This is a genomic window from Corynebacterium sp. SCR221107, assembly GCF_027886475.1.
Classification (GTDB): Bacteria; Actinomycetota; Actinomycetes; order Mycobacteriales; family Mycobacteriaceae; genus Corynebacterium.
Genome location: NZ_CP115670.1, coordinates 476444 through 489067, shown reverse-complemented (window position 1 = coordinate 489067; position 12624 = coordinate 476444). Strand labels below are relative to the sequence as shown.

The window sequence follows — 12624 nt, the reverse complement described above, 5'->3', positions numbered from 1 at the left end:
ATGTGACCCAAGCAACATTCCTATCGGCCCCAAATCAACACAATCAATCACCCAGACGGAAGGAATAATGGACACTGCATGATTTTGTAAAGGTTATAACCACAACACTGGACTGACCTCATACGGCCCCAAGCAGGACAATCACCGTAAATGTTCACAAATTTCGGCAAAAATTAACAATGTCCGTTTGCATTCGCTATTTCTCCAAACCGGAATTATTCGGAAATTAAATCCTTAGAAAACTTCCTTAAATTGACTCATCCAAACCCCTCAAACTACCCCCATCTAGGGTCAAGAACGCGCCCTGTGCCGCTCCATCAATGCGATCCTTTACAAAATTATGCAAACGTTTGTAGATTTGTTCCCAGCTCAAAGGGGTACCAATCATACCTTGCAAAATTCAAAGAATGCGTGACCAACGATTGTTAAGACTTCACTAGTTGTTGAACTGTTCGGTGCAAATCTCATCAATTCTTTGCACGGAAATTCACATCTGCCGGGGGTCCATTACACTTAGGGTCATGCCACATTCACTCACCCGACACACCCCTTCGCCCGCGTGGCTTGAAGACGCAGTGTTTTATGAGATCTATCCCCAAACCTTCCACGACGCCAACGGTGACGGCATCGGCGACCTGCCGGGAATCGTCGAGAAGCTCGACTACATTGCCGACCTCGGCGCCACCGCCTTGTGGTTCAATCCCCTGTTTGACTCGCCATTCAAGGACGCAGGCTACGACGTCCGCGACTACTACAAGGTCGCCCCGCGCTACGGCACCAATGAGGATCTGGTCAGCTTGTTCCAGGCCGCCCACGCCCGCGGGATCAAGGTGCTCCTCGATCTTGTTCCGGGACACACCAGCGAGGAAAGCCAGTGGTTCCAACACTCCTGCGAAGCCGAGCCAAACGAATTTTCCTCCCGCTACATCTGGACCTCCCACGCCTTCGATAACGGCGATGGCCTGCCGTTTATCGGCGGCGAGGCCCCGCGTTCGGGAACCTATATCCTCAACTTCTTTAAGTGCCAACCGGCGCTGAACTATGGCTTTAACAAAAAGACGCGCCCCTGGCAGCAGTCGCCCACCGATCCGGGCCCCATGGCCAACCGTGAGGAGATGGCGAAGATCATTCGTTTCTGGCTCGATCTCGGCGCCGATGGCTTCCGTGTCGACATGGCAGACTCGCTGGTGAAGTTCGACGGCGAGGACAAGAAGGAAACGATCAAGGTCTGGCAGGACATCTTCTCCCGCTTCCGCGCCGACTACCCCGAGGCCGCGTTTGTCTCCGAGTGGGGCCATCCGGACCAGGCTCTCGAGGCCGGATTCGATATGGATTTCTACCTCGACTGGCGACACAATGGTTATAACAAGTTGCTGCGTGACACCGACAGCCCCCGGGGTAGGGCCGCCGACGCCAGCTTTTTCAAGAAGGATTCTGGCACCTCCCCGCAGGTGTTCATCGACGACTACTGGCCGCAGTACGAGGCCACGCGCGACCAGGGCTATTTCTGCTTCATTTCCTGCAATCACGACACCCCGCGCTTCGCCCCGCGCCTCGATGAGGCCGAGCGCAGGTTGTTTTTCCTCTTTCTTTTGACCATGCCGGGTGTGCCGTTTATCTATTACGGCGATGAGATCGGCATGCGCTACCTCGACATCCCCACCCACGAGGGCGGTTACCAGCGCACCGGCACCCGCACGCCTATGCAATGGGATGCTTCCAAGCCCAACTTCGGCTTTTCCACCGCGCCCGCCGACTCGCTCTACTTGCCGGTCGACGATGAGGTCGCAGCCCCCGATGTTGCATCGCAGCTTGCCGACGACCACAGCCTCCGCAGCTTCGTCAAGCAGCTCATCACCCTACGGCGTGCCACCCCAGCGTTGCAGGCCAAGGCCGACCTGCGCTTTGGCTGGGCCCACGATCATTCCCGCATCCTCACCTACACCCGCGAGGATGCCGAGGGTAACAGCTACGTCATCGCCTTGAACGCCGGCACCGACAATGACACCTTCACCCTCAAGGCCCCCGGCGAGGTGGTTTTCTCCCACGGCGCGTCCACGCTCGCTGGCACGTCCGTGGCGCTGGGTCCAGTCTCCGGAGTGATCATCCGCATCGGCGGCTAAGTTCCCGGCCCACTACCTGCCATAAGAGCGACCAGCGGCGACCAGGGCTCGCTCCCTGCTCGTCGCTTGTCGCGCAGCCTGTGGCGCGTCAGCGCCCGTCCATTGCCACCGCACAACGCTCCAGCACGGCCACCGATAACGCGGGCACCGGGAATTCCTCGCCGAGGCTCACCCGGCTCGGCTCGGGCACCACCTGCTCGTCACAGAGGTGAACGCGATACGTCCCCGAGAGGATCGGCGACTGCCACAGACCCTCCTCGGCGTTGGCCAGCACCCATGCGTCGCGTCCTGGCCCGAAGGCATCGGCGACCCGGTAGCTTAAGTGCAGTCCCTGGGCTACCACCTTGGTTGTTTTCGCCTTGATCACCTCGTAGTTAGTTTCGGTGACCCACGGCTGGGAACGTCGGAAAGCAACGAGCGCGCGGAAGAAGTCCACCGATTCGGCCATGGTGCCAGCACGGTCGTAGTCGAAGGCGTTGATGCTATCGGGTGAGATGTAGGAATTTTCCACCCCTTGCTTGGTGCGCAGCAGCTCCTGCCCCGCGTGGACAAAGGCCAACCCATGCGAAAGCAGCTGGATGCTCGTTGCCAGGCGGTGCCTGCGCGCAATCTCCTCCTCCGGTGCGCCGATCAGGCTTGCCGTTCCCGTGAGCTTGTCAAACATCGTGTAGTTGTCGTGCGACTCGTTGTAGACCACCGACTGCGCCGCATCGTGGTAATTGCGGGTGCCCGGCGCACCCAGCATCGAGTCCAGCAGCAAATCGGCCGCGGCCGCGGTGTCAGCGGGGGCATCGTCGGTGGCGTAGTGGGGGTTGCCGCTGACAAAGCCCGCACCCTCCAGCTGAAAATTGGAACCTTTCACCACGTCGCGGAACGTATCGTTGAACATTGAGATCCGCGGCATGAGGTGGCCCGCGCGCTGGTCGGCGCCGACCGCGCCTTCGTCGTGGTTGCCCATCGCCCAGCCCTCCCCCAGCAGGATGATGCCCGGGTCGATGTCGTCGAGCACGGCCCGCACCGCGTTCATCGTATCCACGTCATGGATACCCATGAGATCGAAGCGGAAGCCGTCAAGCCCAAAGGTCTCTGCCCAATAGCGCACGGAATCGACGATGAACCGGCGCATCATGGGCCTTTCGCTGGCGGTTTCGTTGCCGCACACGGTCGCGTCATGGTAGTTGCCCCAATGATCCTTGCGGAAGTAGTAGCCCGGCTCGAGGATCTCCAAAGGATTGGTGGCGGCGTCGTAGACGTGGTTATAGACCACGTCCATGATCACCCGGATCCCTCTGGCGTGGCACGCATCCACCAGCGCCCGTAGCTGCGTTAGGCGCGCGAGCGGGTCGCTGGGGTCGGTGGAATAGGAACCCTCGGGCACATTGTAATTGTCCGGGTCATAGCCCCAGTTGTATTGGGCATTAAAACCTAAGTCACCGAGCTCGTCGACGCTGCCGAAGTCAAAAATGGGAAGCAGCTGCACGTGGGTGATCCCCAGCGAGGTGATGTAGTCGAGCCCGGAAAGATGTCCCTGCTTGGTTCGGGTGCCGGCCTCCGCAAGGCCGAGAAACTTGCCTTTGTGGGTGATGCCGTTGTCGGGTGCGATCGTCATGTCCCGCACGTGCGCCTCGTAGATCACCGCCGTTGCGGGGTCGCCGAAGCTGGGCAGGCGTCTGGGCGCTCCCAGTTGCTTGCCGACGTCCACCACCACCGCACGCTCGCCGTTTGCCGTGACCGCACGCGCGTAGGGGTCTACCGCACGGCGGGCGGGTTCACCACCGACTTGGTAAACATACTCCGCACCGGTAAGGTCTTCCGGCACGACGCGCATCCACTCCCCGGAGGACCCTGGCTCCATCTCCAGACAGCGCTCGGGACCGGTGGGATCAAACAGCACCACCTGCATCGACTTCGCACTCGGTGCCCAGACGGCGAAGGTGGTCTCGTTAGCGCTGATGGTGACGCCAAGCGGGCCGTCGTAGTACAGGCCAAACAGGCGCTCGCGCGGGGAGGGTTCTTGCATGATGAATAGAAGCGCTTTCTCTTGCTGGGGATTCGGAAATACTCGTCGCTGCTGACACTTCCGCTTTGAGGTCTCTCGCAGCAACGCACAGGCATGCCTACGCAACGTCCTCATCGCCATGAGGTGCTACTTGCTGGGGCGGCAACCAGTACACCCACACCAAGTTTCAAGCGACACGAACATGCACATATCAACGGCGGAGAAATCGAGGTGACACCCACTTGACCCGAGGTCATGCCACGTGGTCAATACCCCAATCATAAGACCCCGCGTCCACTAAGCCTATTCGCACCATGCCACGCTGCCTGAAATGGCCAACACCTGGCGACGTCTTCCTCGCGCTTTCATGATTCGCGGGCAGACACACGGTAGCGCGGCACCGTAGCAACGCAGGACTTCAACCACCAACTAATTCGTAGCGTGCATCGAGGCTGACATTGGGGCAACGGACAGAAATCCAGCAAGAATGCACCTTCCCTCACGTTTCTACCTTGGGCAAGACCAATCGCGCCGACAACGGAGGCGTCCGTGCCGAAGGCGTAAGTGAAACTGCACTTGCTGTCAGTCTTCGAAAGCACAGGATCGAGCCGTGAGAAACGTGCCTTCTTCGACACTCCTATCCTCTAGCGCGGCGAGCATGCTCGGCAACGTGTGAGTGTACTCGCGGTGATGTACTCCTCCCATTACGTTGTTAGCTGTTCCACTCCGGGATACCGAAGATTCGTAGCCCATCCACCCGAACGGGCGGGTTACGTTTATTTCCGTTCCCATCGTTCCGAAAGGACAGTGGAACTAGTCGCTGGCTTCGGTATGGCCCTTTTCTGCCCTGTCTGAAAATGATCCGGGGGGGTGATGCCGCCGAAGGCAGTGGCATACTCAAACAGCTCAATAGGAACCTGACCCAGCCGGGACGGTATGAGGTCTCACAGTAATGTGGATGCCAGCGCAAGTATGTCCGACAAACCCCAGCGATGAAACCTAGAAACTGTTCAGCTTTCCATCATTGCTAGGAGGCACCCGCTATGGCTTATGACTTCGTCATCGGCATGGACGTGGGCAAATACTTCCACCATGCCTGCGTCCTCGATCCACAGGGCCAACAAGTCCTATCCAAACGCATCAACCAACACGAAGGCTCACTACGCAAGCTCTTTGGTACATTCCTTGCAAACAACGCAGAAATTCTTGTCGTAGTTGACCAACCTAACAATATCGGCCGACTCACCGTCGCCATTGCTCAAGACATGGGCGCTGATGTCCGCTATCTTCCTGGTCTTGCCATGCGCCAGCTATCACGCGTCCACGTTGGCAACGCCAAAACCGATATACGCGACGCCTACGTTATCGCCCACACAGGTCTTAACCTGCCAGATACCCTACGCAGCGTTGACCGCGTCGAGGAAGTCTTCCTGCAACTGAAAGTTCTCAACGGCATAGATGAAGACCTCACCAGGGCATACACCCGTCTTATCAATCAAATGCGGTCTGTGAAGTGCCCCGGGTTTTGTTCCTAGGCATTTGCCTTGATTTCCATTATTGCCTGTGGCAAGTTCTGCTTCCAAAATTCGGTTTCCACCTCGGCTGGGGTTCGGTATCCCAGGCTTTGGTGGAGCCTTACCTCGTTCCACCATGACACCCACTCGAACGTCGCGATTTCTACCTCTACAACGTCATTCCACCTGCGGGTATGGATTAGCTCGTTCTTGTAGGAGCCGTTAACGTTTTCAGCCAGAGCATTATCATAGGAGTCACCAACACTTCCGGTGGAAGCTGTAATGCCGTGCTGGGTAAGTCGCTCGTTGTAGACAACGCTGACATACTGCGACCCGTGATCCGAATGATGAATGAGACCTGCTGTTTCCTCAGCACACACGATCGCCTGGTTGAGAGCTTGCAGCGGCAAAGCTTCGGTCCGCATCGAATCTGACAGCGCCCACCCGACGATCCTCCGGGAGTAGACGTCGGTGACAAACGCGGTGTAGACGAATCCTTTTCGTGTCCGTACATAGGTAATGTCAGCCACCCACAGCTTATTCGGTCCTTGAGCTTTAAATTCACACTCGACCAAGTCCGGGCGCAAATCAGGCACGTTAGCTTTTCGGGTTGTGATTGGTGATCCGCCTTTGCCTTTGCCAGAAACGCCAGCCAGGCGCATCAGTCGGGCGGTTTGTTCACGCCCGATATCGATTCCTTCACGGCGAAGAGCATGCCACATTTTCCGCACACCGTAGACACCATAATTATCTCTATGAACAGCACTAATGCGTTCAACCAGCACGCCGTCACGAAGTCGACGAGCACTTAACCCGCGAGCCTTGGACTGGCGATAACCACGCGAGGTGATAAACCCGCCAGCCCGGTTATTTTTCAACGTCTTACAGATGAACTCGACAGAGAAACGATTCCGGTTTTCATCGATGAACCGGATCATTTCTTAACGTTTGGGGTCGAGTTCCGACGCGAAAAAAGCTGACGCGGCTTTCAGTAGCTCATTAGTGTCGCGGAGCTCTTGATTTTCACGGCGTAGCCTCGCGTTTTCGGCGGCCAAATCTTCAGGTACAGGTTCTGGGGTGTTTCCTGCACGGCGGGCCTGCTGGGTCCATTGACGAGCCGTGTGCCATGAAACCCCCAGCTTTGGAGCTACTGCCTGGCACGCGGCCTGCATCGACATATTTTCCGCCAAGATGCGGTCTTCCACGAGACGGACCACACGGTCCTTTGCATCCTGGTCAAATTTTCTCGGCATGTTCCAGATTTTCCCATCTACTCAAGCGGAACAAAACCTGGGACACTTCACACCCTCGCCTTCGGCGTCTTCCTCCCCGCCGAACACGCCCGCAACCCACAAGTACTTTCCCTCAAACGCACCTTCAGTGGTGCACTGATCCTTCTCGCCCTTGTGGCCACCATCGGCGGTATGCTTAACGACGTTTTTCTCTTTAGCGCCTCCCTGATCATTCCCCTAGTCGCCATCGTCGGCTATCTCCTCTGCCACCGCCGGGTGCGCACACTAAAAAACACCCACGGTTGGCACCAAGACACCACCCTCGCCGAAGCCCCCATCCCCAGCCCCGATACACCCCGTCCGATCAGCTACTGGTGGCTGCTTATCTACCCGCTCATCATTGTTTTCTCCGGGGTCCTCGTATACCTGCTCTACCCGAGCATGCCTAATCCCATCCCCATCCATTACAACGGCGCCTGGGAAGTCGATGGCTGGGCAGCGAAAACCCCGCTCAACGCCAGCTTTGAACTAATCTTCCAAGCCATTCTTGCCCTCGTGTTCAGCGGCATCCACGTAGCTTTCATCCACACCCGCCCCACGCTTGCCGACGCCCACCGCCCCACCGCCTCCCTGATCACCCACAGCACCTACCAGCGCGCCATGACCGCCGCCACCCTCGTGTGCGGAGCACTCACCCTGTGCTCTTTGAACTTCATTACCTTATCCTCCGCACAGCTCATGAGCCCCCAAGCCAGCATGGCAGGACTACTCATCCTCACTGGGGTAGGCGTCATTGTATTGTGTGCAACTGGAATCATCCTTGGGCAAAACGGCGCTAAATTGCTAGAAAAAACCGGCCCCATTACCGCCACCTCCCCCGCCAGCCCCAATGATGCGGACGAATACTGGAAAGCGGGCATGTTCTACTACAACCGCAACGACCCAGCCCTATTCGTACCCAAGCGCTTCGGCATTGGCACCACCCTCAACTTCGGCCACCCCAAGGCCCTTGCGATCACCATCGGTTTCATCCTGTTCATCGTGGCTATCTGCGCGCTTCCTTTCTTCTTCTAAGCCCACGCAAAAAGGGCCTGCCCCATCATGGGGCAGGCCCTTTTCCCTATTTTCTTTTAAGGGAAGAGTCTGAGCAGTTCTTCCTCGGATAGGTGTCGGTAACTGATCGTAAAATTCGACTTCAAAACGCCAAAGTTTCGGTTAAACAGACCAAATCCGTAGCGTTTAATCTTCGGGGCTTCCCACATATCGAGGCCACGTCCCATATCGATACGCCAACCATTATTGGCCTTGATCCCCCGATCGTGGAGACCCGTGGCAAACTCGACGTTGAAACGAATTCCCTCTTCGTCTGCTGCGTCTATAATTCCGGTAATTCGTTCCCACTGTCCATCGGGGTCTTCGCGATCGCGAACGGTGACGAGAGTGACATCGATTTCTTCCTTCTCGTCTTTCACCAAAGCCAAATCGCACAACAACATAACCAGGTTGTAGTACTGATAATCCTTCCGGATATACGGATCGGTGATGATGATATCCGTCGCCCCCTTCAGATACGGAATGAGGCAGTTTTCATAGGTCACCCCACGCTGGCCATCATAAAAATCGACCACCTTATCGCAGAGTTCCTCTGCTACCACAGGTGCGGCATCCTCCACGACCACAGACTCGACAAAACTTGTCACGGATTCCTCCGTGGTGTCTTCCTCTTCCGGGTCTTCTTCACTATCCCAATCGCGGTGATACAACTGCGGGTAACGGCTTTCTTCCCGCGTGGCCACGTTATGCCAGTTCCCGGCGCGATCAGCAAAGCGGAACTCGATGGGAGTGTCCCGCATGGTGGCGTCGATACGCAAAATGGAATCTTTGACGCGTTTGCGCCCTTCCATCGCAAATTCAAGCAGCGTGCGGATTTCTGCTTCCGTGGCCTGCCCGGTGGGGTGAATGATTTTCATCAGCCCGGAGAAGGTTTTGCGGATGCCGTCTTGGTCGCGGGTGGACAGGGAACTGTCGAGGGTGAAGTATTCCTTGTACAGATCGGAGTAATCCGTGGCGCGTTGGGAGCGGAGGATTTCAGCGAGGTAGTCCACCACGAAGCCGTAGCCGCTGGCGAACATTTCCGAACGCATGGGGGCTACTTCCCAGCCGGGCACATAGTAGTGGATGCGGTCAAGCCATGCAGGGTCACGGTAGGCGTCGGGAAGCTCGTCGAACAGGTCGGAGTTTTTCAGCATGTAGCGCACGGTGTGTGCGGTGTTGCCGATAAAGACCATGGAGGCTTCCGCCCCATATACGCTTGCCCCACGAGAGAAAGACTTATTGGCCAGGTAGTTCTTCATCACGTTGACAAGATCTTGCTTCGCGCTTTTATTTCCCGCGAATTCATCGAAGGCCACGCAGTCCCAGTAGCCGACAAGCCCAATGCGTCCAGTGGAGTTGTTAACGAAGAGCTTCGCTAAGGTAACTTCCGCACCGGAGATGAGGATGCCGTTGGGGGAAAATTCACTGAAAATATGTGATTTACCGGTTCCCTTAGGTCCCAACTCCACAAAATTGTAATTCCGCTCCACGAAGGGAATAAGGCGAGTTAACGCAATGAGCTTATCGCGGTCATCGAATTGCTCTGGGTTGAGCCCAATCGACTGCATGAGCAGGTCGATCCATTCTTCAGTGCTAAAAGAAGTACGGGACCGGTAATAATGCTCCAGGTCGATACCGGACACCTGGATGGGTTTGAGGCTTCCCAACAGCCAAGGGCTGCTGGATTCGTGGTAATACTCAATGTCACAAATGCACCACACGCCACCGACGAGGAGTTTGGGATTGTCTTTGACAATCCGATCATCAATGACCACGTTTTTTATCTGGAGGTTTTCAAAGGCCGCCTCGTGAACATCCTGTTTCTCATTAAGGGTAACGGTGACTTTGTCGATGATGCGGTAGCTACCTTTCTCCCGGATCATCGACTTCAACAGCATGTGCTCGTTACGGTTGACGTAGTGCTTGGCCAAAATATTGCGGACCGCTGCAATACCTGCTTGAATCGTTGCCTCATCGTCGGAGGCTGCATACTGGGCGAGCAGAAACTCCAGTACATACGAGGGCACCACAGCGTTGCCCCGGACCGCCTTCACCAAATCTTTACGCACCACCGTGCCGGGGAAAAACTCATTAATTTTCTGATCCAGAGCAGATGGTGCTGGAGGCTGATCGAGGTTAACCTCGCTATTGGACTCAGAATCGCTCATTACTTTGCCCTTCCTTAATGAGAACTAGAAAAGATCAAAATCGGACGTAAATGCGCGCCTGATCGTATAGGTCCCCTTGGCGATTTCCTTCCACCGCTCGGTGCCTGGAATCTTGGCTTTCACCCGCAATTCCACGGCCCGATTGTTAAAGTCATCGGCGTCTTGGGTCAGCATGACAACAACCGTTTGGTACCGCTCCCGGTGATCCTCAGAGGTGCTCTCAAAGATCGCAACGGGCTGGTCGGAGATCAATTTTCCGCCACCGTAGAGGCCCACTCGAACCGTACACGGCTGGATCTTGTCACTGACGGGTTCACCCTGGTATAGCTTCACGGCGAGCTGCCCAGTGGTGATCTTGTCGCTTTCCGGCAGGTACGCTACCTCGACCATGCGCACATCGCTCTTACTCTTCTTCGTCACCGCTACGACGGGGACCACGACTTCCTGCAAAGAAGCACCCCCATGCACGTAACGAGTACCAGCGCCGGAAAGTTTGATGCGGTGGATGGACTTCGGGATTTGCACCTCGATATCGCCTTCCAGCCCAAGTTGCTGTGGTTGGAAAGTCATAAATGCTGGCGAAGCGGTAAGTGCGCGTCCGAAGACGTAGCGTCGATTGATCTTGGTTACCTGCTCCCCTTCCGGTTTCTCAGACAGGTAGAAGGACTCTTCCAGCTTGGTGTCTTGGTAGAGGAACCCGTGATCAGCGGTAACGAGCACACAACTGGCGTTGGCGTTGAACCACTTTTTAACTAGGGAAACAAGTTCCTCCAATGCAGTTTCGGCGGCTTTGAACACACCCGATTCGGTACCAGCATCATCACCGGTGGCATCAATCTGGTCGTGGTAGATGTAGAAAATCTGGTGTTGGCGGTAGAGCGCGCGCATCTCGCTGCCGGTTTTTCCGACAATCTCGGAAGCCCTCAGTGCACAGCCGTCGAAGGCGCTAAGGATTTTGCCTCGGTTAGCAGTGCCCTCGGTGGATGCACCATCGGCGTACACGGGTTTTCCGGTCTCGGGCAGTTCCAGGGTGCTGTGGGGAAGCAGTGCTGCCATGCCGAGTTGGGTATAACTAGGCAGGCTACTGAGCATCGCAGAGGTAGTTGCATCATAGCGGTCCTCCCTGCGAATGCGGGAGGCAAGCTCCTCGCCGATCTCATAGCGCATCGCATCGGAGATAATCACTACAACCTTGGTTCCGCGTGCTTTAACGTAGTGTTCGAAAAACTCGCTTTGCGCTGGTAGTGTCTCAGTGCTCCACCGTGTGAGCGTATCAAGGTGCTGCTGCCACATGGTTCCGAGCGGGTGCAGATAACGGTTGGTGTATTGCAGGTCAACAATCTTCTTCAGATCCGAGGAAGGATTGACTGCCTGAATGAACCAGCGGTAGCGCTGATCGATGCGGTACCACTCCTGCTGGTAACGGGTGAGGGCGTCGTCTACGGATTCACTTTCCGCCTCGAATGCCTCAATGTCTGCGAGTAAGTAGGCTGCATGTTCCAGGGCTTGGTAGGTCGAGCTTGTGTGGGAGTGCCAAAGACTGGTCTTGCGCTGACGAACAAGCTCGGAAACCTCCTTCGGAGAGATGGTCCGCGCGGCGATCTGTTCGTTGAGGAGCGAGACGAGTCGTCGATCGACTTCCTTGAACATGCTGATGCCAGCGAGTTCTTTCAGCTCATAGCTTTCGATCTTGTCCCCAATGCCTAGCATGTCCGCCGCATGGTCGGAAAGCTTCCGCATCCACTCACTATTACGATTGTCGAATAAAAAATGGTTGAAGTCGCGTCGGATGCTGAGATATTCGTCTGTGTTCTCCGAGACAAAATTCTCAAAGGCACGCTCGAACATCCACAGCACGAAGTCCTCCATGGAGGGATTTTCGGAGCGGTAGTGGTAAATCTGTGCCATCCCGTTCCACAGATAGTCTTTCAGACCGTAGGAGGCCAGTTCATTGAATTTTGTTTCCTCCTCGTTGGCGTGGTCGATGAGGAGTTCTCGAACGATATTCGACAGTGCACAGTCATCTGCTTTGACCAGAACTTGGCACATTTTCGCACGCACCCGCACGGCGTTTTCTTTGCCATCCAACTTGTCTTTGAGTGCTTTTCGACGTGTCTTGGCTGCGAAAAACTTAGCATGCTGCTCGATGACTTCACCGATATTTTCCCCTTCAAGTCCAAGCTCTTCCATGAGGAGTGAATTCCGGTCGGCGGTGAAAACACCGTAGGCCAATTCCAAGTCCAGCAGCCAGTTTCCGGTACCCGTGGGAATGGTTCCACTGCGGTAGACCACGTACTTCCCCTCGGTATCACTCAGAAGCGTGTTTTTTACCCCGAACTCGTTATTGTCTACCCGGATCAATTCCACGCCTTCGGGGACAAGCGAGTCCAGTTCGCTTTCGTAGTCGCCTTTCTCGTCGTGCCAGAAGACAACTCGCTGCCTGTCAAAGCGCTCCAACAGATTTTGTGTCACTCCGTTGTTCATCGTTTTTGA

General features: G+C 56.0%; 6 protein-coding genes and 2 pseudogenes. 3 read left to right on the top strand and 5 right to left on the bottom strand.

Translation table 11 applies throughout. The features are described from left to right. Positions 1–521 precede the first annotated feature (521 nt). Positions 522–2123 carry an alpha-amylase family glycosyl hydrolase gene (locus tag PAB09_RS02310; protein WP_271034479.1) on the top strand — a complete coding sequence of 534 codons (1602 nt, stop codon included), beginning with the start codon at positions 522–524 and terminating at the stop codon, positions 2121–2123. An 88-nt stretch (positions 2124–2211) separates the two neighbouring features. On the opposite strand, the gene pulA is transcribed toward PAB09_RS02310, so the two are convergent. Beyond that, a complete protein-coding gene (pulA, locus tag PAB09_RS02305) occupies positions 2212–4143 on the bottom strand; it encodes a type I pullulanase (protein WP_271034478.1) in 1932 nt (643 codons plus the stop codon). Between the two features lie 1022 nt (positions 4144–5165). On the opposite strand from pulA, the pseudogene PAB09_RS02300 reads away from it, so the two are divergent. Next, positions 5166–5630 (top strand): annotated as a pseudogene (locus PAB09_RS02300) (IS110 family transposase); the annotation flags it as partial. 23 nt (positions 5631–5653) lie between these two features. On the opposite strand, the gene PAB09_RS02295 reads toward PAB09_RS02300, so the two are convergent. Then, positions 5654–6574 carry an IS3 family transposase gene (locus tag PAB09_RS02295; protein ID WP_333780177.1) on the bottom strand — a complete coding sequence of 307 codons (921 nt, stop codon included), beginning with the start codon at positions 6572–6574 and terminating at the stop codon, positions 5654–5656. Positions 6575–6577: 3 nt separating this feature from the next. Continuing rightward, positions 6578–6914, bottom strand: a pseudogene (locus tag PAB09_RS13225) (transposase). A gap of 146 nt (positions 6915–7060) precedes the next feature. Between PAB09_RS13225 and PAB09_RS02290 the strand changes: the two are divergent. Beyond that, positions 7061–7942 carry a DUF1648 domain-containing protein gene (locus PAB09_RS02290; RefSeq protein WP_271034477.1) on the top strand — a complete coding sequence of 294 codons (882 nt, stop codon included), beginning with the start codon at positions 7061–7063 and terminating at the stop codon, positions 7940–7942. Positions 7943–7998: 56 nt separating this feature from the next. On the opposite strand, the gene brxL is transcribed toward PAB09_RS02290, so the two are convergent. Both brxL and pglZ read right to left on the bottom strand, forming a co-directional pair. Continuing rightward, positions 7999–10131 (bottom strand): BREX system Lon protease-like protein BrxL, encoded by a 2133-nt coding sequence (gene brxL, locus PAB09_RS02285; RefSeq protein ID WP_271034476.1) that lies wholly within the window; start codon positions 10129–10131, stop codon positions 7999–8001. A 24-nt stretch (positions 10132–10155) separates the two neighbouring features. After that, entirely contained in the window at positions 10156–12615 is a 2460-nt protein-coding gene (gene pglZ / locus PAB09_RS02280; RefSeq protein WP_271034475.1) for a BREX-1 system phosphatase PglZ type A, read from the bottom strand. Between the last annotated feature and the right edge of the window lie 9 nt (positions 12616–12624).

Coding starts and splice junctions, on each gene's coding strand:
- PAB09_RS02295 (WP_333780177.1), bottom strand. CDS start 6,574: ATGATCCGGTTCATCGATGAAAACCGGAATCGTTTCTCTGTCGAGTTC.
- pulA (WP_271034478.1), bottom strand. CDS start 4,143: ATGCAAGAACCCTCCCCGCGCGAGCGCCTGTTTGGCCTGTACTACGAC.
- PAB09_RS02290 (WP_271034477.1), top strand. CDS start 7,061: ATGCTTAACGACGTTTTTCTCTTTAGCGCCTCCCTGATCATTCCCCTA.
- pglZ (WP_271034475.1), bottom strand. CDS start 12,615: ATGAACAACGGAGTGACACAAAATCTGTTGGAGCGCTTTGACAGGCAG.
- brxL (WP_271034476.1), bottom strand. CDS start 10,131: ATGAGCGATTCTGAGTCCAATAGCGAGGTTAACCTCGATCAGCCTCCA.
- PAB09_RS02310 (WP_271034479.1), top strand. CDS start 522: ATGCCACATTCACTCACCCGACACACCCCTTCGCCCGCGTGGCTTGAA.